Annotated in this window: 23 protein-coding genes; 12 read left to right on the forward strand and 11 right to left on the reverse strand. The window is 68.0% G+C overall.

What is annotated here, in order from left to right; translation table 11 throughout:
* Positions 1-49: 49 nt before the first annotated feature.
* The 9 genes from JQS43_RS01990 to JQS43_RS02030 all read right to left on the reverse strand — a co-directional run bounded on the left by JQS43_RS01990 (position 50) and on the right by JQS43_RS02030 (position 7423).
* Complete coding sequence (locus JQS43_RS01990; RefSeq protein ID WP_239677341.1) at positions 50-1219, reverse strand: tyrosine-type recombinase/integrase; 1170 nt, start codon at positions 1217-1219, stop codon at positions 50-52.
* A complete protein-coding gene (locus tag JQS43_RS01995) occupies positions 1216-1455 on the reverse strand; it encodes a helix-turn-helix domain-containing protein (RefSeq protein WP_239677342.1) in 240 nt (79 codons plus the stop codon). Before JQS43_RS01995 ends, JQS43_RS01990 begins: the two co-directional genes overlap by 4 nt.
* A 5-nt stretch (positions 1456-1460) precedes the next feature.
* Positions 1461-3188, reverse strand: a complete 1728-nt coding sequence (locus tag JQS43_RS02000) for a replication initiator (RefSeq protein WP_239679277.1) — start codon at positions 3186-3188, stop codon at positions 1461-1463.
* Positions 3189-3226: 38 nt separating this feature from the next.
* Positions 3227-3727, reverse strand: coding sequence for a helix-turn-helix domain-containing protein (locus tag JQS43_RS02005; RefSeq protein ID WP_239677343.1), 501 nt, complete (start codon positions 3725-3727; stop codon positions 3227-3229).
* Between the two features lie 238 nt (positions 3728-3965).
* Positions 3966-4757, reverse strand: coding sequence for a DUF2637 domain-containing protein (locus JQS43_RS02010; RefSeq protein ID WP_239677344.1), 792 nt, complete (start codon positions 4755-4757; stop codon positions 3966-3968).
* Positions 4754-6292, reverse strand: a complete 1539-nt coding sequence (locus tag JQS43_RS02015) for an FtsK/SpoIIIE domain-containing protein (RefSeq protein WP_239677345.1) — start codon at positions 6290-6292, stop codon at positions 4754-4756. Before JQS43_RS02015 ends, JQS43_RS02010 begins: the two co-directional genes overlap by 4 nt.
* Positions 6292-6579 (reverse strand): hypothetical protein, encoded by a 288-nt coding sequence (locus JQS43_RS02020; RefSeq protein WP_239677346.1) that lies wholly within the window; start codon positions 6577-6579, stop codon positions 6292-6294. The genes JQS43_RS02015 and JQS43_RS02020 overlap by 1 nt, the downstream gene beginning before the upstream one ends.
* Entirely contained in the window at positions 6579-6899 is a 321-nt protein-coding gene (locus JQS43_RS02025) for a hypothetical protein (RefSeq protein ID WP_239677347.1), read from the reverse strand. The genes JQS43_RS02020 and JQS43_RS02025 overlap by 1 nt, the downstream gene beginning before the upstream one ends.
* A gap of 86 nt (positions 6900-6985) precedes the next feature.
* The gene (locus tag JQS43_RS02030; RefSeq protein WP_239677348.1) at positions 6986-7423 is read right to left on the reverse strand and encodes a hypothetical protein; all 438 of its coding nucleotides are present in this window, start codon (positions 7421-7423) and stop codon (positions 6986-6988) included.
* A 180-nt stretch (positions 7424-7603) separates the two neighbouring features.
* Between JQS43_RS02030 and JQS43_RS02035 the strand changes: the two genes are divergently transcribed.
* The 11 genes from JQS43_RS02035 to JQS43_RS02090 all read left to right on the forward strand — a co-directional run bounded on the left by JQS43_RS02035 (position 7604) and on the right by JQS43_RS02090 (position 19939).
* On the forward strand, positions 7604-8389 hold the full coding sequence (locus JQS43_RS02035; RefSeq protein ID WP_239677349.1) for a GntR family transcriptional regulator: 786 nt from the start codon (positions 7604-7606) through the stop codon (positions 8387-8389).
* Positions 8389-9237: a protein phosphatase 2C domain-containing protein gene (locus JQS43_RS02040; protein WP_239677350.1), complete on the forward strand. Its 849-nt coding sequence runs from the start codon at positions 8389-8391 to the stop codon at positions 9235-9237. The genes JQS43_RS02035 and JQS43_RS02040 overlap by 1 nt, the downstream gene beginning before the upstream one ends.
* Positions 9234-9701, forward strand: a complete 468-nt coding sequence (locus JQS43_RS02045; protein WP_239677351.1) for an NUDIX hydrolase — start codon at positions 9234-9236, stop codon at positions 9699-9701. Before JQS43_RS02040 ends, JQS43_RS02045 begins: the two co-directional genes overlap by 4 nt.
* A gap of 92 nt (positions 9702-9793) precedes the next feature.
* The gene (locus JQS43_RS02050) at positions 9794-10600 is read left to right on the forward strand and encodes an HAD family hydrolase (protein ID WP_239677352.1); all 807 of its coding nucleotides are present in this window, start codon (positions 9794-9796) and stop codon (positions 10598-10600) included.
* 40 nt (positions 10601-10640) lie between these two features.
* The gene (locus JQS43_RS02055; RefSeq protein ID WP_275580999.1) at positions 10641-12017 is read left to right on the forward strand and encodes a helix-turn-helix domain-containing protein; all 1377 of its coding nucleotides are present in this window, start codon (positions 10641-10643) and stop codon (positions 12015-12017) included.
* 418 nt (positions 12018-12435) lie between these two features.
* Positions 12436-12858, forward strand: a complete 423-nt coding sequence (locus tag JQS43_RS02060) for a hypothetical protein (RefSeq protein WP_239677354.1) — start codon at positions 12436-12438, stop codon at positions 12856-12858.
* Complete coding sequence (gene fxsT / locus JQS43_RS02065) at positions 12855-15710, forward strand: FxSxx-COOH system tetratricopeptide repeat protein (protein WP_239677355.1); 2856 nt, start codon at positions 12855-12857, stop codon at positions 15708-15710. The genes JQS43_RS02060 and fxsT overlap by 4 nt, the downstream gene beginning before the upstream one ends.
* Before the next feature lie 803 nt (positions 15711-16513).
* Entirely contained in the window at positions 16514-16774 is a 261-nt protein-coding gene (locus tag JQS43_RS26165; RefSeq protein WP_338037173.1) for a M23 family metallopeptidase, read from the forward strand.
* Between the two features lie 9 nt (positions 16775-16783).
* On the forward strand, positions 16784-17230 hold the full coding sequence (locus tag JQS43_RS02075; RefSeq protein ID WP_239677356.1) for a hypothetical protein: 447 nt from the start codon (positions 16784-16786) through the stop codon (positions 17228-17230).
* A 663-nt stretch (positions 17231-17893) separates the two neighbouring features.
* Positions 17894-18823 (forward strand): hypothetical protein, encoded by a 930-nt coding sequence (locus tag JQS43_RS02080; protein ID WP_239677357.1) that lies wholly within the window; start codon positions 17894-17896, stop codon positions 18821-18823.
* A gap of 498 nt (positions 18824-19321) precedes the next feature.
* Positions 19322-19939 (forward strand): mycothiol-dependent nitroreductase Rv2466c family protein, encoded by a 618-nt coding sequence (locus JQS43_RS02090; RefSeq protein WP_239677358.1) that lies wholly within the window; start codon positions 19322-19324, stop codon positions 19937-19939.
* A 36-nt stretch (positions 19940-19975) separates the two neighbouring features.
* On the opposite strand, the gene JQS43_RS02095 is transcribed toward JQS43_RS02090, so the two are convergent.
* Together JQS43_RS02095 and JQS43_RS02100 are read right to left on the reverse strand one after the other, a co-directional pair.
* Positions 19976-20794 carry a RidA family protein gene (locus JQS43_RS02095; RefSeq protein ID WP_239677359.1) on the reverse strand — a complete coding sequence of 273 codons (819 nt, stop codon included), beginning with the start codon at positions 20792-20794 and terminating at the stop codon, positions 19976-19978.
* A 70-nt stretch (positions 20795-20864) separates the two neighbouring features.
* The gene (locus JQS43_RS02100; protein ID WP_239677360.1) at positions 20865-21350 is read right to left on the reverse strand and encodes an RrF2 family transcriptional regulator; all 486 of its coding nucleotides are present in this window, start codon (positions 21348-21350) and stop codon (positions 20865-20867) included.
* Positions 21351-21526: 176 nt separating this feature from the next.
* Between JQS43_RS02100 and JQS43_RS02105 the strand changes: the two genes are divergently transcribed.
* Entirely contained in the window at positions 21527-22123 is a 597-nt protein-coding gene (locus tag JQS43_RS02105; RefSeq protein WP_239677361.1) for a hypothetical protein, read from the forward strand.

A 22123-nucleotide genomic window follows, 5' to 3' on the forward strand; every position in this document is an offset into this window, starting at 1 on the left:
GGGGCAGCCGATCATGGCCGCCCCTGACAGCTTTCGGTGACAGCAACGGTCACCCGTCGTCGTCCTCCTGGTCTTCGCCGTCCAGCAGCTCGCCGAGCTGATCCAGTGCCTCGCGCTTGTCATCCAAGGTCACGTGCGCGTACACGTTCATGGTCATCTCTAGCGTGGAGTGCCCGACGATCTCCATCACGGTCCGGGGCGGCACCCCCAGCGCCAGCAGCACCGATACGCAGCCATGCCGGAAGTCGTGTAGCCGCACCAGCGGCAGCCCCGCCCGCTGCACCGCGGTCTGCACCATCCGGGTGCAGTTGCGCGGGTCGATCGGGGTACCTATCGGCGTGGTGAAGACGAAACCGAGATCGGGCCATCGAGGGCCGAGCGCCTTCCGTTCCACCTCCTGCGACGCCTGATGGTCACGCAGCGCCCGCACGACGAATCCCGGCAACGGCACGACGCGGGCCGATCGGCGAGTCTTCGTCGGGAGGGTCACCAAGGCCCCGTCAACCCGCTGTAGGCCCCGCTGGATACGGAGCACCCCGGCAGCCAGGTCGACATCCTCCCATCGGAGGCCGAGTATCTCGCTGCGCCGCATACCCAGGACCGCCACCACGACGAAGAGGGCGTACAGCCGATGTTCCTTGACCGCGCCGAGCAGAGTCCGGATTTCCGAGACGTTCAGCGGCTCTCGTTCCGTCTTAATCGGCCGAGGAGCCCGCACCAACTTCGCGACGTTGCGCGGAATCATCTCCTCTCGAACCGCATCCTCCAGCGCGGCCCGAAGGGTCGAATGCGCATACTGAGCAGTTCGCTCTCCCACTCCGTCCCGGGATAGCTCCGCCAGGAAACCCCGCACATCCCGAGCAGTCAACGAGCCGAGCTTCTTCCGGCCGAGCCGAGGGGTCAGGTATCGGCTGATGGAGTTGCGGTATCCGTACAGTGTCGAAGCCCGAACCCGAGGCGCCGCGACCTGGTCGAGCCACTCCGACAGGTACTCCGCCAGCGACAGACCGGCCGGAGCGACCGGCGTACCCGACTTGACGTTTTGGCGGAGCTTGACCAATTGCTCCTCGACCGCTTCCGGAGAAGCTCCATACACGTAGCGCCGCCGCCGGGTACCGAAACGATCCGGCACGTAGTAGGCGGCCGTCCAGCGCCCGTCGCTACGTTGGTAGATCGATCCCTCGCCGTTCGCCCGCCGGCCACGCTTCGAGGTGCTCAAGCTCCCACCTCCACCGATTCCAGTCGCGAAACGTATTCGCGGACGGCCGCTACCGGGATGCGACGAGAACCGCCAGACTTGACCGACCGAAGCTCACCGAGCCGGATCAGCTCGAAGACCTTCCAGCGGCTCATGCTCAGGATCTGTGCAGCTTGCTCTGGCCGCAGCAGCAACGGCGGGAGTTGGCCAGCCGGAAGCTCCCACATCCGTGGGTCGATCTTCGTCCTTGCATCCATAGTGTTCATCCCTCCTGAGATTCCGTGAGCGAGCCGTTCGGGGTCAGACCTTCAGGCGGAGCGTTGGCCTGCCGTCTTGCCTGGTCGAGCTGGACGCGTTGCTGGATGCGTTCGGAGACCGCGCGGAGGAGTCGTTGGCCGATCGGCGGTAGGTCAGGGTCGCCGGGTCGGGCGAGTTCCCAGGCGTAGCGGGTCGCCCGCGTGCCGCCGCCGGTGTCGTCGGCCTGGTCGTCGGTGGACAGGCCAAGCAGCGCCCGCACCCACGCCCGGTTGTCGGCCCGGTGATCCTTCAAGGTCTTGCCGGACCACTGCCGAGAGACGAGCACGCGCCGGCCGCCGAGGCCGAGGGTGGCCCGTTGGTGGACCCGTCCCCGGCAGCGGCCCGGGGCGAGCTTCGCGTGTGCCCGGTCCGGTTGGATGCCGTAGAGCAGCCAGTTGGAGCATCGGGGCGAGCACGGGGTGACCCGTAGCTGTGCGTGGAACCGTTCCAGATGTGCCCGTTGCCGGTCGGTGGTGGCCTGGTGGCAGTCGGCGGCTTGTTTGGTCAGGTACTTGGTGATGTAGCGGACGCAGCGGTCGGAGTCGGCCGAGCCGGCGGTGACGCCCTGGGCGTGGACCTGGACCCCGAACCGGGCCACATGCACCGGCTGCGCGTCCGGGTCGTTGTCGACCTGGTCGAGCGCCTCACCCCAGGTTTGCAACGGGCGCCCGGTGTCCGGGTCGACGTATCCGCCGGTGGGTTCGTCCCAGACCGGCGGGTGGTCGGGGCGGTAGCGCAGCTCGTCGACGGGCGGCCACCACACCTGGTGATAGGTGGCGGCGGCGACCTGCCGCAGCAGCGCCCGGGAGATGGTGCCCCGGATCGCGAAGTGCGCATGAGGCGCCAGCCGCCGTTGCGGCTCGACGCTCCCGGCGTATTGGACGTTCCAGCCGACCGCGCGGCGTAGGTTCTGCCAGAACCGGTCGAGCAGCCGCGGGAAGTGGACCGCATCCCACGCCGCCGCCCGGTAGTCGTAGCTGTTCGGGTCGGCCGGTGTGCCGTCACCGAGGACCCGCCCGTACGAGGGCAGGGTGAGGGTAAGAAACAGCGATGGCCGGTAGGTCTTGCCGTCGGGTGCCTGGTATTGCTGCCCGATGGTGCGCGACTGGACCGGCCGCCGAGGTAGGTCGGGCGCGTCCTGCCGCCGCCGGGTCGAGCGGACCCGACGATCCCCGGCGGATTCGTCCGGCGCCCGGTGGGAGGGTTCGGCTTGCCCACGTAGCCCGGTCGCCGTGATCTCTTCGTCAAGTTCGGCGATGGCGGCATCTATGTCGGCGAGCTCCGCGGCGCGGGTGTCCGGGTCGCTGGGCCGCAGCATGATCTGTGCCCGCTCAAATTCCAGGTGTGCCCGCAGGACCACCAGGCCCTGCTGCTCGTCGGTGGGACGCTCCGGGACGGGTAGCGGCTCCTCGGCCCGGTGCCACCCTTCGCGGATCTGTTGTTGCCGCAGCCGCCGGGCGCGGGTGGCGCAGGGTTTGCACTTGTCTTCGCGGGTGGCGCCGCAGGGTAGGTCAACCAGCTCCGTCGTACCGGTTTCCAGGTCGGTGCGGCGCAGGCTCACCGGCCGTGCGCATACCCCGTGCTCGGCCGCTAGGTCCTTGAGTATGTCTACTGTGCGGGGTAGCCGGAGACGGGCCGCCCGCGACCCCGGACGCTCCACCGGCCCGGCGGCTACCGGCTGGTTGGTCGGCATGGTCAGGGGCAGGGTGTCCGGGGTCGGGGCGGCAGTGGTCACGCTGATTCCTCCGTTACCGGGTCGACGGTGGCTGGAGCTTCGTGTTCGGGTGGGTTGATCGGCGCGAGCACGGTGCGAAGCTGGTCAACCTCCACACCGCTGAGCGCAATGACGGTCTCTTTCGGACCCTGGGCGAGGGTGAGCCACGCCGACACCACCGGATAGCCGGGCGGCTCCCACAGCGTGTGTCGGCCCAGCCGGGGCGGAATCTGAATCCTGACTCCGTCAACGGTGGCTGTGTGGTGTTCCCGGGTGGCGCCGGCAGCCAGCCGCAGCAGGTCCGGGGACACACCGAGCACTTCGGCGAGCCACCCGAGCCAGAACTCGGTAGGCATGCGCTCCTGTCGCTCCCAGCGGGACACGTCATGTCGGGTCAGGGTCGGATGGCGCGACACGTCGCACAGCCGCTCCGCCAGGGTCCGTTGGCTGTAGCCGCGCTCTTGACGTAGCCGAGCCAGCAGCGGCCCGAGTTGGTCGGGGTCGTATATTTCATTCACGGTCAGGAACCTCGGTTTCCTGGTCGAGGCCCCCGGTTGGCGTTGCACCGCCCGCCGGGGGCCGCCTGCTTTTCGCTGCCTGACCAGCCCGAACCGGTGGACTGGTCAGGACGTCCTCTCTTCCGGGGATGCGGGTGCGGCTACCGGCCTACTGGTCGGCGATGGCCAGGCAAGAGCGCCGCAGCCGTTCCAGGTCGCGGCCGCACCGATCCAGCGCCGGCTTCCCGCTCGGGGCGGTTCATCGGGTCACCTCCCGAGTCAGCGTCGGCACCGAGGCGCCACCGTTGCTGCCGTTGTGACTGGTGAACAGGGTCACCGGCTCCGGCTCTGGCTCGACCGGGGTCGGCTGGTCGGGCAGGGTCGCGGGTCGGTGGCGCTGCACGGTGCGTTCCGACAGGCCGAGCCGGGCAGCGATCTCGGCATCGCTGGCCGCAGGTGTGTCCGTCACGGCTTTGCCGACCCGTTGCGCGGCAGTGGGCCGCCGCCTGGTCGTGGTCCGCTTCTTCTTCCCACCAGCAGCCGCCGGCTTGCTGGCCGCCACCGTCTCCGCCGAGGTGACCGCAGCGTGCGCGGGAGTCGGCTCGGCCGCAGCAGGTTGCGGCTGGTCGGCCGGTTTCGTGTCGTCAGGTGTCGACACGGGACGACCGCTACGGGTCACCACCTCGACCGAGAGCAGGAACGCCACCGGCGCCGCCAACGCCACCAGCCGCGCGGTCACGGTCGGCTCGGCCGAGGCGACGTTAGCCGCCAACGTCGCCGCTACCCCGGTGATCACCGCCAGTCGCGCCGCCATGCGTGGCCGCCGACCCAGCCGACCATCTTCGATCAACGCCATGGCCCCGACCACGATCAGCCCGTCAATGGCGATCGGCAGACTGTAGGCCACCCAGGTCCGCTCACCAGCGCCGATGGCCACCGAGGCGATATGGGAGAAGCTCGCCGCCCCGGCCACCGCGGCAACCATCACCGCAGCCGTACGGGCCGCTACCCGAGTCCACAACGTCGCCCGATCCTTGCTAGCCCTGCTCATGCCGCCAACCCCCAACCGTCCTGACGCGGACCAGGCCCACGACGCCCAGAACCAGGCCCAGGCCGAGGCCGGGGCTTCGGTGGGGATGAGGTGGTGGTGTGCCCGTCGATGACGTTGCCGCTGGTGTAGCCGCCGGCTAGGTCGCGGATGTCGTCATCGTTCAGGTAGGAGAAGCGCACCCGCGCCGGGGTCGGGTCGCCATCGAGGACCACAAAGCCGACACCGGGTAGGGCTTGCGGGATCTGGTCGCACACCGCACCCCGGTCGCGCATACCGTCACCCAGCACCAGATCCACTTGGGAGGATTCGGCCAGCCGCAGCCCGATCCGGGTGGGGAACAGGTCCCGAAACGGCAGCACCTCTTTACGCGGGTCCTGCAACGCGGCCAGCACATGCACTCCGACCGCCCGACCCTGGGTGAGCAGCAGCCCGAGGGCTGCCCGGATGCGTTCTTTGAGCTTGCGGTCTGCCAGGTACGCCGTTAGCGCGGCTAGCTCGTCGACGACCAGCACGATCAACGGTTCATCCGTGGTGGGGGTGTGCTGGCGGGTGTGACCCCGCAACCGCGCCGCCCGCTGCTTCGCAACCTCAACGGCCTGGTCGAGCAGGTCGGCCATAGCCGCGTAGTCCTCGCAGGCGAACTTGGCAAACAGCGGCAGCCCGGGGCCGAGTTCCATGCCGCCTTTCGGGTCGAAGCCCCACAGCTGCACGTGCCCCGACCGGATCCCGCCAGCAAGCGAGCGGACGAACGACCAGATCACCGAGCCTTTACCGGCACCGGTCGCCCCGGCCACCAGCACCTGAGTCCCGAACAAGCCCAGCTCATACGGCAACCCGTCTTCACGCACACCCAGCGGCAGCGCCCGAAAATCCGGCGTCGAGGCGACCGGCAACACTGGCACCACCCCGGCCAGCGGGTCCCGCCGCACCATCGTCAGATAAACCAACCCGGGCTTGCGATGCGGACGCACCCGCACCCCCACCACCCCGAACGTGTGCGCGAACCGCTCCGAGACCTTGGCGAAGTCTTCCGGGATCTGCCCGGTGACCATCCGCACCAGCAGCACATCCAGCCCACGACGGGCGGCGACCTTCTTCACCTCCGGCAGCAACTCACGGCCGTTGAACCGCACCACCAGCCCGGCAGTGGACATCGCCGACCACCACTTCCGCCGATAGGTAAACCGGCGCCACTTCGACAGCAGCCGCAGCCAGCACCACTTGTCGAACGAGCCCCGGTCGATGCTGTACCAGGCCACCAGCCCACCAGCCACCACGATCAGGGCGGCGACCGGACCCAGCCACCCGAACCGCCACCACAACCCCGCCAGCGCCAACACCGGGGCGGAGATCCACCACCAGCGCACCAACACGACCACGGCCAGGGTCAAGGTTTTGAGGCACCACCAGATCGCCATCAGCCACAGCGGCACCCGCACCACCGGGGTACGGACCATCACCGGACGTTGCAGCATCATCGGCGGCACGTCGGGCACCCGATCCCCGCGCACTACCCCCACAAACGGACGCGGCATCACCGACCACCCCCCGCCACCACGGGCAGACGGCAGCCGCCGGCACGGTCGAACTGGAACGGCCGACGTGCCCGCGAGCGGCCATACGCCTCGATCGCGGCACCCGCCACACTGCCCGGGTACACCCGAGCGTCGACCACCGACGCCAGCACCACCGCCGCGTGATGGATACATCCGGCCACCACGGCGCCGGCACGGTCGACCACCCGCACCGCATCAACCGGGCCGTCACACGGCGACGAGTCCTCGGGATGCGCCGCCGCACACCCCACCACCGGGCGGGGCATCACCGGCCACCCCCGCACACATCCGCCGTCAACCCGACGTGGGTGATCAGCCGCAGCAGCAACCCGCAGGGCAGCTGCCCTACGTAGTCGCGGTAGCAGGTGCCCGAGTCGCCGACCCAGTCCTCTACCCGCACGTTGTCCAGCAGCGGCAGCACTCCCGCTACTTCGTTGGGTCGGACCCCGCTCACTTCAAGTTCGGCGCCTGCGTCGGAGAACCCGCGCGGGTCGCGTAGCGCCCGCCACACCAGCTGCGCGACGACGGCGCCCGATTCGGCTTCGCCTTGCACCGGGACACGGGCAGCATCCAGTACCGTGGACATGACCAGCTCCTTTCAGGGATGTTGGGCACGCGGTCGGGTCTGGTCTCTTGCCGGAGGAAAGACCCGCCCGCGCTAACTCACTGGGTTCAGGCAGCAGCGGCCGCGGTGGCCTTGCTGCGACCGCTGCTCTCGGGCGCCGACATGGAATCGGCCCGGACCGACCACGCCAGCCGCGCCCGGCACCGATCGGTACAGCGCTTCTGCGAGTTCACGTACGGGGTCAGCGTCACCCCGGCGAACTCCACCGCCGGTGGGTAGCCCGGCACCGTCGGCTCCGGCGGCACCGGCTGATGATCAGCAGCAACCTTGACCTTGACCTCTTTCGACTCACCGAACCGGCCCGACTCCGGGTCCAGGTCCAACACGCGGACCTGCCACAGCCGCCTGCCGGACTCCTTGTCGCGAGCCTGGTCGTCAGCGCCTTTGGCGTCGAAGTCCTTCACCGGCTCCACACCCAGGCACAACGCGCCGTACGGAAACACGTACTCGAACGGAACCGGAACCTTCATCGTCATCGGGACCATGCTCAACCTCCAACACGTCTTACGTCTTGCGTGTCACGAACCATAGCTCAGGAACCGGTTCGGACGCAAGACGTAAGACGTATTTCTGTGCGCGAGGGTGGCCCCCCGGCATGGCCCCCTGCCGAAGAGGCCCGATGCACTAGGGTCTCCGTAAGACGTACTACGAGCGAGGGGGCCGGGATGACGGACGTGGAGGCGCCGCGACCCAAGTACGCGCAGATCGCGGAGATGCTCCGAAGTCGGATCAAGCGAGGTGACTACCCTCCCGGCTCGAACCTGCCCAGCGAGGATCATCTAGCCCGGGAGCTGGGCGTCTCGCGGGTCACCGTGAACCGTGCGGTGAGCGTGCTCCGGGCCGCCGGGGACGTCACGGTAAAGCGGGGTAGCGGGACAGTGGTCCGCTCACTACCGAAGATCGTCCGTGACGCCGAGGCCCGCTACGCCGCGCGGGACGAAGGCACCGGCGCCGGTGAAGTGGAGGCCCGCAAACTCAACCTTCGGCCGAGGACCGACTACCTGGAAATCGGGCAAACCGCCGCGCCCGCCGAGGTCGCCCAAGCCCTGGACATCGCCGAAGGTCAGCCCGTCCTCGTACGTCGACGCGTCCTCTACGCCAACGACGAGCCGACCCAGATGGCCGACTCGTACTACCCGTGGGAGCTAGTCAAAGACAGCGCGGAACTTCTCCAGCCTGAGGCAGGCGTCGGTGGGTCCCTGACCCGCCTCGCCGAACTCGGCTACCCCCCGGTGCGCTTCGCCGAAGACATCGACGTACGGCTACCCACCCCGGAAGAACACCAGGTCCTTCAGATCGAGGCCACGCAACCGGTCTTCCGAATTTGGCGGGTTACCTACAGCCACGACCGGCGACCCATCGAGATCTGCGATCATGTCATGCCCGGACACCTCTGGACCCTCCATTACGGCTGGAGAGACGAGGCCAGCAACACCCGCCGGGACCAGTGATGCAGGTCTGTTACGCGTCCGAGGCCGCGCCCGACGCCACCGCCAATCAAGATCACGCGATCCACGCCGGCCCGCTGGTCGCAGTCTTCGACGGCGCATCGGTCCCACCGGGCATGGACACCGGCTGCATTCACGGCACCTCCTGGTACGTCACCCGCCTGGCCGAAAACCTGGCCACCGTGACCACACCCGACCTCAGCCTGCCCGAGATCCTGGCCGAGGCAATCCGCGCCGTACGCGAAGACCACGGCGAACAATGCGACCTCGACCACCCCGGCACCCCCACCGCCGCTGTGGGCATCATCCGCGACCAGGGCGAACACCTCGACTACCTCATACTCTGCGACATCGCCCTAGTAGTCGACCGCGACGACAACAGCTCCCAGTTCCTCACTGACGAACGTTTCGGCGCCGCCGTGGCCGACCTGCGCGACTACGCCCGCGCCCACCAAACGACTTTCGGCAGCGACGACCACGCCGCGCTCCTGCGGCACATCACCAGCATGCGCCTGCAACGGATCAACCGACCCGGCGGCTACTGGGTAGCCGGAGCACAACCCGGGGCCGCCCACCACGCCATCACCGGGAAACTCCCCCTCTCCGGTGTAGACAGGGTCCGCCGCGCCGCCCTGCTCACCGACGGCGCAGCCGACGCAGTCACCCGATACCAGCTGCACACCTGGCCGACCCTGCTCGACACCCTCACCACCCACGGACCCGCCGAACTTATCCGGCAGGTCCGCGCCGCCGAGCTATCCGACGACACCGGCGACGGCCAGGCCCGCTACAAGCGCCACGACGACGCAACCGCCGTACTGTGCCAATTCCACCCCCAGGAGCAGCCATGAGCAGCGCCCCGCGCCACTCAGTCAGCGTCGCCGCAGCAGTCATCAACAACGACGGACACGCGCTAGTCATCCGCCGCCGCGACACCGACGCATGGCAGCTACCCGGCGGCATCCTCGAACTCGGCGAAACCCTCCACGAAGGAGTACGCCGGGAAGTCCTGGAAGAGACGGGCGTCGTAGTGGAGCCCACCCGACTCACCGGCGTCTACAAGAACATGCGCCTAGGCGTAGTAGCGCTCGTGTTCCACGCACACCCCATCGCAGGCAGCCCGCAACCCACCGACGAAGCCGCCGCAGTCGAGTGGTGGCCCATCGAACGCATCACCGCAACCATGAACGAAGCGTTCGCCATCCGCCTCAGCGACGCATTCCGCGACGAGCAGGCACCGGCCGTGCGAGCCCACGACGGCACCCACCTACTCGACCCGGACCCGCGCCCCGCAGACGAGCACGGGCGAACCTAACCACCCCGACGCCGTACCGGCCCAAGCGGCCAACCAGCACACCCAACGGCCAGGCGCCAACCCTCCACGCTGCACAGAGCCAGGGAGCAGTCATGCCCGGAAACACCCCGCATACGGCTATTGCCCGATCGTCGGCCGCCCACGCCTACGGCAGTCCCAGCCCTCGCCCACGACAAGCCGCAGCCACCACGCCGCCGTACAGCCTCGCCCAAGTCCTCGGCGAAACAGGGCCGCTCCTGCTCGACTTCGACGGCCCGGTGTGCGCACTGTACGCCGCAGTGCCCGCCGCCACCGTCGCCGAACGGCTGTGCCAGGCCCTCACCGACCACGGTTTTACTCTCCCCAGACACATCGCCGATGAGCCCGACGCTCTCGCAGTTCTCCGCCACACCGTCACCTTTGGTAACCCGAAGCTGACCGCAAGAGTGGATGATGAACTACGGCGAGCCGAGCGACACGCCATCGACAGCGCCGCCCCCACCCGGTACGCGCGGGAGATTATCGTCGCCGCGCACCACGCAGGCCGACCGTTGGCCATTGTCAGCAACAACGCCGAATCCGCCATCAGGGCATACCTGACCGCGCACCGGCTAGCCCGCTACATAGACCACATCGTCGGCCGCCCCCACGGCGACCCCGGCGGGATGAAACCCAACCCCGCGCCCGTACACGCCGCCCTAACTGCCCTCGCAGCCCAACCCAGCGAATGCGCCCTAATCGGCGACTCCACCAGCGACATCACCGCCGGGCACGCCGCCGGAGTCCGCACCATCGGCTACGCCAACAAACCCGGCAAATACCGGCGCCTCACCGCAGCCGGAGCCGACGCCGTAGCCGATGGCGCCCCAGACTTCGCCCACCTCGCCCGGCTACTGCACAACGAAGCCGACCCCATCTAGCGACACCCGCCCAGACGACATGCCGCACAACGGGACGACCATGCCTAGCGGCGCCCGGAATGCGGCTAATGCGCCATTCTTGGAGGCAAGCGTGAGCAGCTACGACGGCCCGACCCTGCGCGCTATCCGCGAAAGCATGCAAGTCCCTCTACGACGCGTCGCCCGCCAAGCCGGCATGTCCCATGGCCACCTCAGCAAAGTTGAACGCGGCGAGCACGGCCGCCCTATCACGCCTACCGTGCTGGCCGCCTACGAGAAAGTCACCGGGGTCTCCCTGGCCGAGGCCGCCGCCGCCATCGCCGAACAACGAGAAAACGTCGTCGGTCTTCGCCGCCGCAGCTGGCGACCCGGCCAGCTCACCGACATGCGCCGCCTCGCGTTCAACGCCGCAGTCGGAGCCATCGCCATCGGAGGCCAGATCGGCGAACCCCTCGGCCGACTCATAGACACCACCGGCCGACCGGTATCACCCATCGCCCCCGATCCGTGCGACGTCGACCAGCTCACCCAGGTCGGCGAGCTTCTCACCACCCTGGACACGCGCTACGGCGGAGCCATGACCAGCCAGCTGGCAAAGACCATCCTGCGCTGGGCCATCCCCATGATCGAACCCGCCAGCATGTACGACCCCGACCACCAGCCCCTCCACAACGCGCTAGGCATCATCACCGCCCGGGCTGCATGGTCAGCTGTCGACACCGGCAGCCACGAAGCCGCCCGCAGCCTGTTCCGCCTCGCCCTGTTCTGCGCCGTCCGCGCAGGTGACCCCCACCTACGCGCCCACGTCATCGCCGACGCCGCAGCCCACCACAACCACCTCGGCTACTACGCCGACGCGCTCGACCTGATCCGCATCGTCGAAGGAGACGAACGAGTAGCCGCCCCGGTCCGCCGGCTGCTCCACAGCGTCAAGGCCCGCGCCTACGCCGCCGCAGGGGAAACCAACAGCTGCCGTAGACACCTCATACTCGCCCAGCAGGCGCACCAAGAACCCGCACCGCTCGACCCGCCCTGGGTCAAGACCTTGCGCAACCCCGCCCACCTCTACGCAGCAGCCGGCCACGCCCTGGCCGACCTCACCCAACACGACAGCACTGCCGAAACCCACGCAGCAGCGGTAGAACACCTCACCGGAGCTATCAGCCTCTACGCCACTAGCGAGCACGCCCGCGCACTCGGACTCTGCCGAGCCCGCCTCGCCGCCCTCCACCTCACTACCGGCAACCTCGACTCCGGTGAAGAAGCCGCCCGCCAAGCCCTCCCCAACCTCGCCAACGTCCGCTCAGCCCGCCTCGCCCGCGCGCTCGGCGCCGTACGCCGCGCAGCAGCCCAACATCCTGACCACGAACCCATGGCCACCCTCACTACCGACATAGACGCCGCCCTGACCACCCTCGAACAGCCCTACAGCGGATGAGCCCTCACCAGCCCTGATGCAGGAGCCAGCGCTACGAGCAGCAAGCGTTGCCGAATTAGCCTCTACAGGATCAAGGCGCCGCGCTTCGCGCGGCGCACCGGGCGCGCTCGGGGACGCACTGCGGGCGGCGCTTCGCGCCGTCCTCGCGCGTCCCGGCACACCGCACTCAACACGGGATCCGATCAGAGCAGGCAGCCGGTTACGGCCGTGACGATCGCCGAGGGTGGCCGGCCGCCTTCCAAGTCGGGGCGATCGCTGCCGCGCCGCTCCGCGGCTTGCCACCGTGATCATCGGCGGGTGCTGTCGGGTCTGTAGCTGGTATGGGTGGTGCGGTTGTGTCGGGTTGCCGACGGTCTGGTACGTCTATCGGCACGCCGTGGTAGACCGTGCATGGATGTACGGCTTGGAGGTGGTAGTCGTGGACGTTGGAGTCCTAGTAGGTGCGGTGGTGCCGTATCTGTGTGCGTTGGCGGGCCGGTACGGATCCGCTGTGCTGGAGCGGGCGGTACAGGAAGGTACCGAGGCTGGCGCTGATGCCACGTTTGGGTTGGGGCGCCGCTTGCTGCGTCGGTTGCTTTCCCCCGAGGTACCGGCGCGGGATGCGATCGAGGAGGCGGTGGCTGACCTGGGGGCGCATCCTGACGACGAGGACTTCCAACGCGCTGTTCGGGCGCAGTTGAAGAAGGCGTTGGCTAATGATGAGCAGTTGCGCTCCGACCTGGCCGAACTGCTGGGTGGGGCTGGTGGTGTGAGTGTAGCGGCGGTCGGTGAGCGGTCAGTGGCCGCCCAGACGATCAGCGGGGTCGTGGTCACCGGCGACGACGCCAAGATCAAGCGGTGAGCGGACCGTACGCCAGCGGGGACCGGGCGGTAGCCGCCGAGCAAATCTCCGGCACTGTCGCCACAGGCGACTATCCGCAGTTCATCCAGAATGCACAGTTTATTCAGCTGCCGGCCGGAGGGCTGCCAGCCCCAGACCAGGTGTCCGGCGCGGGTGTGTGGAATGTGACCCGCCGCCCCTCCCAGGTGTTCGTCGGCCGCAAGAACGACCTGGAGCAGCTTGCCCGCACCCTCGACGCGGGGGGTGCGGGTTTGGTCGGGCAGAGCGTGGCCGGACTCGGTGGAGTCGGCAAAACCGAACTGGCCCTCCACCACGCCCATAAGCGCCGAGGAAGCTACACCACGGTGTGGTGGATCACCGCGGATGGCCCGGACAGTGTCACCGCCGGGTTGGCGTCGTTGGCGCGCCGGCTGGCCCCCGCCGTGTTCGCGCTCAACGATGAGCAGGCCGAGCAGTGGGCCACGGCCTGGCTGCAGCACAACGACGGGTGGCTGCTGGTACTGGACAACGTCGACGATCCCGCCCATGTGGAACCGCTGATCGGGATGCTCGACGGTGGGCACGTTCTGGTTACTACCCGCCGGGATGTGGACTGGTCCCGGCACGGGCTGGTGTCGATCCGCCTCGGCGTGCTCACTGCGAAGGATGCGGAGACGATGCTGGTCGAGCGCACCGGCCAGCATGACACCGCAGCCGCCAGGGCAATCGCGGCCGAGCTGGGGCGCCTGCCCCTGGCCTTGGAGCAGGCCGCCGCTTACATCAACCACCACCGGTTGACTCTGGCCAGTTACCGCGCTCGGCTGGCCGAACAGCCAGCGCAGATGCACGCAAGCGTGGCGCCCGGCCACGACGGCCAACGCGCGATCACCCGAGTGTGGGACATCACCCTTGCCGCGTTGCGTTACTCCACCGCGGTCGAGGTACTCGGGGTGCTGGCGTGGCTCGCCCCCGACGACGTGCCTCGCGAGCTGGTTACCTTGCTCACCGGCGACGCCATCGCCGCCGACCGGGCGTTGGGGCTGCTGGCCTCCTACAGCATGATCACATTGACTGACGGTTTCGTCGGTGTCCACCGGCTGGTGCAGGCCGTCCTGCGAAGCAACGAAACGGCAGGCGACGATGCGGCACCAGCGGCCCGGTGCAACCAAGCAGTGAGGCTGCTTGCCGAGGCGATCCCCACCGATCCGCAGAATGACCCCGAGGGGTGGCCGGGCTGGCGACGGTTGCTGCCGCACATCACCGCACTGGCCGAACACAGCCCGAACAGTGTGGAAAGCGCCGAACTGGGCCGCCTTCTAAACCAAACTGTGGTCTTCGAATCGGGCCAAGGGCTGCACCACCAAGCCTTGGCGCACGCCACCCAAGCGTTGGCCATTACCGAGGCTGCCTACGGCTCCGAACATCCCGATGTGGCGACCGTCTTGGGGAACCTGGCCTCCAGCTACTCCGATCTGGGCCGGCCGGGCGAGGCGGTACCGCTGAAGCAGCGGGCGTTGGCCATTACCGAGGCTGCCTACGGCCCCGAACACCCCGATGTGGCAATCCGGTTGGGGAACCTGGCCGCCAGCTACTTCGATCTGGGCCGGCCGGGCGAGGCGGTACCGCTGTGCGAGCGGGCGTTGGCCATTACCGAGGCTGCCTACGGCCCCGAACACCCCACCGTGGCAATCCGGTTGGGGAACCTGGCCGCCAGCTACTCCGATCTGGGCCGGTCGGGCGAGGCGGTACCGCTGAAGCAGCGGGCGTTGGCCATTACCGAGGCTGCCTACGGCCCCGAACACCCCGATGTGGCAATCCGGTTGGGGAACCTGGCCGCCAGCTACTCCGCTCTGGGCCGGCCGGGCGAGGCGGTACCGCTGTGCGAGCGGGCGTTGGCCATTACCGAGGCTGCCTACGGCCCCGAACATCCCGATGTGGCGACCGTCTTGGGGAACCTGGCCTCCAGCTACTCCGCTCTGGGCCGGCCGGGCGAGGCGGTACCGCTGGAGCAGCGGGCGTTGGCCATTACCGAGGCTGCCTACGGCCCCGAACACCCCGATGTGGCAATCCGGTTGGGGAACCTGGCCGCCAGCTACTCCGATCTGGGCCGGCCGGGCGAGGCGGTACCGCTGGAGCAGCGGGCGTTGGCCATTACCGAGGCTGCCTACGGCCCCGAACACCCCGATGTGGCAATCCGGTTGGGGAACCTGGCCGCCAGCTACTCCGCTCTGGGCCGGCCGGGCGAGGCGGTACCGCTGTGCGAGCGGGCGTTGGCCATTACCGAGGCTGCCTACGGCCCCGAACACCCCACCGTGGCAATCCGGTTGGGGAACCTGGCCGCCAGCTACTCCGATCTGGGCCGGCCGGGCGAGGCGGTACCGCTGAAGCAGCGGGCGTTGGCCATTACCGAGGCTGCCTACGGCCCCGAACACCCCGATGTGGCAATCCGGTTGGGGAACCTGGCCGCCAGCTACTTCGATCTGGGTCGGTCGGGCGAGGCGGTACCGCTGTGCGAGCGGGCGTTGGCCATTACCGAGGCTGCCTACGGCCCCGAACACCCCACCGTGGCAATCCGGTTGGGGAACCTGGCCGCCAGCTACTCCGCTCTGGGCCGGTCGGGCGAGGCGGTACCGCTGAAGCAGCGGGCGTTGGCCATTACCGAGGCTGCCTACGGCCCCGAACACCCCGATGTGGCAATCCGGTTGGGGAACCTGGCCGCCAGCTACTCCGATCTGGGCCGGCCGGCCGAAGCGGTGCCACTCTGTCGGCAAGCCGTCGCCATCGCGGAACAAAGCCTCCCGGAAGGTCACCCCACGTTGACCTCACTACGCGGCTTCCTCAAAGCGCTGCTTAAGCCCGGTATCGAGTCCTGATCAAGTGAGTACAGAACCGGCACAAATGGGACCAGCATGCATGTGAGGCGTAGGAGCGCAGGCAGCATAGAAGCAGGAAACTAGCGGAGCTGCGCGGTGTGGGACTGCCACGAGCAGCAGGCCGCGCACTACGCGGCAGCCTCTGGCGCCGTTGCCATGCCGTGGCGGCTTTCGGGACGAAGCGCGCAGGACGGTTGGGGCCAATCGCGGCGAGGCCAGGCAGCCCGCCGCCGCTGACAGCAGCAACTGACAGCAACGCCGCCCGACCGAGGCGGACGAGGCCAACCAAGACACACCTCCTCATCAGCCGGAAACGACCCCACCGAATGGAACCAGCCGCGCCGGCCGCGGCTACGGATCAAGAGGTTGGGGGTTCGAATCCCTCCAGGCGTGCCAAAAAGTCGCCCTGACCAGCAGTGATGCAGGTCAGGGCGTTGGTATTTGTCTATGGGATTCTGAACCACCCCCGAAAACCCCCGCAAACCACGGTCGGCGATCAGGTTCCGCGCTGGGCGCTGCCCGGGCCGCTACCTATTCGGTCGACCTCCGGGGTGGTCTGGGGGGATCGGTGCGCGCGCTGCTCGGTCGGCGCTGAGCTGTTCGATCGCCCTGTCCGGACTCGACTGCGGACACATCAGCCCAACCGGCTGGACCCGCCCCTTTCCAGGACAGATCACCTCCGGCTTCCGCGCCGCCGCCGGCACCGTCATCCTGGTCATCTGCCACGCGAGCCTCGGCAGGGCGCCTTACAGCTGCGACATCGGCGGCACCCCGAAGTTTCCGGCTGCGGCTGGTACCTCGACATCCTCCACCCCGGAGGTGTCGTCACCCGCTACTGCCACCTACTCACCCCACCAGTAGAGGTCGACGACCAGGTCACCGCCGGCCAGCCCATCGGGCAAGTCGGCTCCTCTGGCAACTCCTCCGGGCCACGAAGCGCACTGCGATGCTCGATCTGCGCTTCTACGCGACGGCATCTCGGGCATCCTCTACCCGCCAGCGGCCCAACTGCGTTTGCGCTGTGGGCCAGTTACCCTAGGGGTAACCGGCTGGATCTTGTCTAGGAGTATAGCGTGGCACACGCCTATCGAGGCTTTGCGCTAGCTGCCGCCCTATCCGCATCGCTGGTTCTGATCGTTGCATGCACTTCAGGCTCCGATGAAGCTTGGATTGTGGGGGAAGACCCGAGAGCAGTAGTTCACGACGGAGAATCGTTTCCGGTGCTTGACACTTCGACAGAAGTCGAAATAGCGTATGACGAAGTAACCGCTTGCATCTCTGTCAACATCGACGGGAGGTCGGTAGTTCCGCTCTGGCCAGAAGGGGTTCAGCCTAGCAGTATTGATGGAGAATCAGGGGTTGAAGTTCCAGGTTTCGGATTTCTCGCGGACGGCAGCTCGGCGGAGGTGCATGGTTCAGTCTCCGACGCACTCGACGCTTCTGAATATCAGGCAGCTATGGATTGCTGGCCAGATGGTCGCCAAGCAATTGTGATTGGCAGCGTAATTTCCCACCAATAGTGTCGTCGCTTCAGCTGATGGGGCACGAAAAGGCCCCGTGCGCATCGTCAGGAGTGGCAACTAGGGTAAGCCTAGGGAGATTTCTCCGGCTTCTCGCTTCGAACGGAGCCTCCACCCCGGCCTCCGACCGTTTCATAAGGCGCCAACACCCGCGTAGGCATCTGAAAGCGACGTTGCGCGGGATCACCTACTCCCGAACCACATCTTCAAGGCGCCGTGCGAAGTGTGGCGCACTGGGCGCGCTTGGGGTTGCACTGCGGGTGGCACTTCGCGCCTTCCTCGCTCGCCCGGCGCGCCGCACTCAAGGCGGGGGCCATGGATCGGAGTTGGCAGCGGCTAACGGCCTGCCCAGGGAAACCTCGTCGGCATCGGCTGTGTAGACAGCTCGACCATTAACGGGATTGTCGGAGTTGTTCGCCGAAACCACATCTGGCGTTTGCGCACCTTGATCCTGTAGACGTGGCCCTCTCGATCTTGCCGGGACCCGGCGGACCTTGGGGCTTGACCGTTGTCGGCGCGCGTGCGCGGGTCAGCAACGTGCGGCCGGCGCGTCCCCTAGTGGCGCTGCCGGGGCAGGGGGGAAGCCCCGATGCGGACTATCCCGCGTGGAACGCAGTCTTGGGACGTCCAACCGCCTGTGCGGGACCGATTCTAGGAGACGCTATGACCCACGTTGAGGAAACGCCGCTGATCAGGGAGAAGCACAAGGCTGTGTGGTGGAAGGCGGCCGCAGTCGCCACCAGCACCGTGCTGGCAGGAGTGCTGGGGATGGCCGCTCCCGCCGCGGCCGCCCCTGCCGCGCAGCAAAGCTCCATCGCAAGTCCGACCATTACTTTCGTCTACGGATCTAGTGCCACTGACGCCAATCTGTGGAAGGGGGTGGATCTGAGCTGCACCGGCGCATTCCTCGGTGGCGGCGGCTATGTGTCCGGTCCCGAATCGCAGAACGCGGGACTGAGCCAGATCGCCCCTGGTTCGAGAGGTGGGGCGGCGCTCGATGACCCCCGCTCGATGCGGGTCAGCGCTACCGCGGCACCCGATACGACGCCTGCCAACTGGACGCTCCACGCCTACGGCATCTGCGCCCACGGCCTGCCTGGCGTGGAGTACCAGCGTGACTATGTTTCGGCGGCGGGATCGGGACGTGGCCCGTTGACAGCGTTGGCCAGCTGCAGCCCGGGCAAGAGCCTAGTCGGCATGGGCGGGCAGGCTTTCGCCATCCCCGAGCAGGTACGACTCAGCACCGTCGCCCCTGGCAACGGTGTAGTCATCGCCCGAGTGACGCCACAGCCCAACCCGACCGCCTCGTGGGCGGTGCAGGCCATCGCTGTCTGCGCCAACCACAACGCCGCCGAGATCGTCAGCGGGAGCACCGGCGTCGACAACCGGGCCGTGAAGAATGCGACGGCTCATTGCCCCGCGGGCCAAGGCCCCACCGGCGCCGGGTTCGGACACACCTGGGAGGCGGGCAACCTGGTGCAGTCCATGCTGATTCCCACGTCGGACCGGCTGGTGGGAGTCACCAGGACCGATACCCGCCCCGTAACCGGCAACTGGGGGGCCGGTGTCTACGCCCTCTGCCTGCCGACCTAGAAACTGTGCCAATCCGACCTGAGTGAGCGTACGCGTTCCTTGACTGGAGGTAACCCTACGCTGGTGGGAGCCCTCGTCGCCGATGCGACGAGGGCTCTTAGCAGGTCTCCTCGATCCGCGCCGCGGCGCCTAGATCGAGTTTGAACCCGGTGTGGGAGGGGACAAAGCCGAGTCGCTCGTAGAAGTTGACGCCACCCGTACGCCCTCCAACTGGGCCCGCCAGGCGCCCCCGCGCGACAACCCGGGTATGTATGTGAGCTGCAGGGTCGCCACGATCTCGCCGGCGATCTCGCCGACGGCCAGCAGGGCGACGATGGCCGAAATGTCGGCCCTCGTGGCGGTCCGGATCGCGAGGTCCATCTTCGTAGCAGATCACAGCGGCCGGCGCTCGGGCGGCACGGGTCATCAGGCGCACATTGTTTTGTGGTTGGCCGAGCTATGGTGAGAGGTGCTCGGGCATCGATCCAAAGCCCCCCCAACCCCGCTGAAGGGCAACGCATGTCACAGATCTCTGCGCCGGCCAAGGTTGATTTCTACTTCGATCCGGCCTGTCCGTTCGCCTGGATCACCTCTCGCTGGATTCTTGAGGTGCAGCGGCACCGGGAGCTGGAGCTGCGGTTCCGGGTGATGAGCCTCTATGTCCTCAACGAGGGTCGTGACCTGCCGGATGAGTACCGTGACCTGGTAGACCAGACGCTGGGGCCGGTGCGGGTGTTGGTCGCCGCCGCGCAGGCGCACGGCGAAGCGGTCCTCGGCGACCTTTACACCGCGATGGGCACTCGCATCCATAATCAGGGCGAGCAGGACTTCACGACGGTGGTGAAGTCGGCGCTGGTCGAGGTGGGGCTGCCGAGTGAGTTGTCGGCCTCGGCGGAGACCGACGTTTATGACGAGGAGCTGCGTCGCAGCCACCACGAGGGCATGGACCCGGTGGGGGAGGATGTCGGCACCCCCACCATCCACATCGACGGTGTGGCCTACTTCGGGCCGGTGTTGACCGCCATTCCGCGTGGCGACGATGCGGTCGCCATCTTCGACGCGGCGTTGGCGATGGCCCGCTACCCGCACTTCTTTGAGCTCAAGCGGACCCGGACCGGGGAGCTGAGCTTCGACTGAGCCGACCGGATGCGGCTCAGTCGAAGCCGTTGCCGGTCACCGCACCGCGGTCGCGTCCACTTCGAAAAGCATTCCGGGCAGCGCCAGTGAGGCGACCCCTAGCAGGGTCTGGGCGGGTGGCCGGTCCCCCCATAGCCGTTGCACGTGCTCCACGATGACGGCGAGCTTGGCCGGTTCGTGGTCGACGATGTAGGTCCGGAGCTGCGCCACATCGGACAGCTCGAGCCCGGCAGCGGCGATCGCGGTGGCGAGGTTCGCGAAGGCTTGAGCCACCTGCCCGGCGAAGTCGGTGGCGACCAGTTCGCCGGTGGGGCCGGCGGCGTACTGGCCGGCGATGAGGGCGATCTCAGTGCCGGTGGATCGGGCGATGTGACTGTACCCGAACCCGGTGGGGTCGTGCAGCTGCGCGGGGTTGACGATGGTGACGGACATAGTGGACTCCTTACGGTTGGTTGCGGGGAACAGTGGCGCGGGCGAAGACCGCGACCGCGGTGAGCGCGAGCGCGCCGCCGAGCCACAGGCCACCGGTGGTGGCGACCTGGTCGACGGCGACGCCGCCGAAGATGACCGTAGTGGCGAGCCCGACCTGCCGGGCAGGGACCAGCCGGAGCGCGAGCCCACCGGCGATTGCCCAGAAGCCCCGACGCCGACGCCGATCAACAGCCGCGCGGTGACCAGCACGGCGAAGTGTGGTGCCAGCGCGGAGCCCAGGTTGGCGACGGTGACCAGGCCGAGCAGCGCGGCGAGCAGCAGCCGCCGGTCGACGGTCGCGGCGCAGACCGCGACCACCGCCGGCCAACCGCCACGAGGCGAGCGTCGTAGCTGGTCAGTGGTCCGCTCGTCAGTGTCGGCCATACCAATTCTTGATGATAAGTGTCCAGAATTATCGCCGTCGTCGGCGATGCGGGAGCGCGTAGACATGGCCTTAACCAGCGGCTTCGTGAAACCAGCGGCGGACCCGATCCGGCAGGCCCGGTCGGGCCCTGGAAACCGCGACAGTCAGGTCGTCGAGGTTCTGGCCGGCGAGCTCCCGGCGCCAGGCCAGCTCTGCGCGCTGCATCGCCGCGTGGATCAGACACGGATCGCGGTAGAGCTCGGGTGATCCGGCGAGCGGGCCCTGTTGCCGGATCTCGGTGCACCGGAACACCTCGGTCGACCCCTCGATGGCGGTTACGACGTCCAGCAGGGTGATCCGCTCCGGGGCTTGGGCGAGCCGGAATCCGCCGCGTGGCCCGGGCGTGGAGGTGAGGATCTCGGCCCGGGCCAGCGGTTGCAGCTGCTTGTTGAGGTAAGCGGGGGGAAGTTCATGGAACGCTGCCAGTCGGGTGGCGGTGACCGCTCGGTCAGGTCCCACCCAGGCCAGGTTGAGGCAGCAGTGCAGAGCCCATTCGACTCCCTCGGTCATCCGCATTCCTGGATAGTAGCTATCCAGGATTACCTCGAACTCAGGGGGGTGGTGTCACCTCAGTTCTGATGACTCACAGTTTTTGCCTAATCTCTCTGGGTAAACTGCGGTTCTGGTTCGGTGGGTACGGCTTGCAAAGTTGCCCATCGAACTGACCTGACGACCGACAGCCGGGAGGACCAATGGGCAACCGCTCACGCCTGGCGCTCGGCCTCGCCGGCGGCTACCTGCTCGGGCGGTACCGCAAGACCAGATGGCTGCTCGCGGTTGCGGCGTTGGTCGCCAGCAAGCGGCTCGGCGAGGCCGCGCTGGCGCGGGGAGGCGACGAAGGCGGCGAAGGCGGCGGCTCCTCACCGGAGCTGAAGAAGCTCGCGGATCAAGGCCGGGAAACGGCGGCTTCGCTGCTCGCAAACCAGATGCGCGGCCTCTCCTCCCGGATCCACAGCAAGACCGAGTCGCTGCAGCAGAGCTCTGCCGAATCGACCGAGTCCCCGGCCGAGCCATCGGCACAGGAAGCCGGCGGGCAGGACGAGGAAGCCGGCGGGCAGGACGAAGAAGCCGCCGAGCAGGAGGAGGAAGCCGCCGAGCAACCGAAGGATCAGGCGACCTCCGAGACGCAGCCCGAGTCGTCGGCGCCGTCGAACAGTAAGGGATCCACAAAAGGAGGGACGCCGGCCCGGCGGTCGGGTGGCTCGCGGGGCGGCGGCGCCGCGAGCGGGGAGCGGGCGCAGGTAAGCGGGCGTCCGGACGGTCTGGGCGCGGCCCGGCGACGGAGGTGA

Origin of the sequence: Natronosporangium hydrolyticum (assembly GCF_016925615.1) — a bacterium.
In the GTDB taxonomy this organism is placed as follows: Bacteria; Actinomycetota; Actinomycetes; order Mycobacteriales; family Micromonosporaceae; genus Natronosporangium; species Natronosporangium hydrolyticum.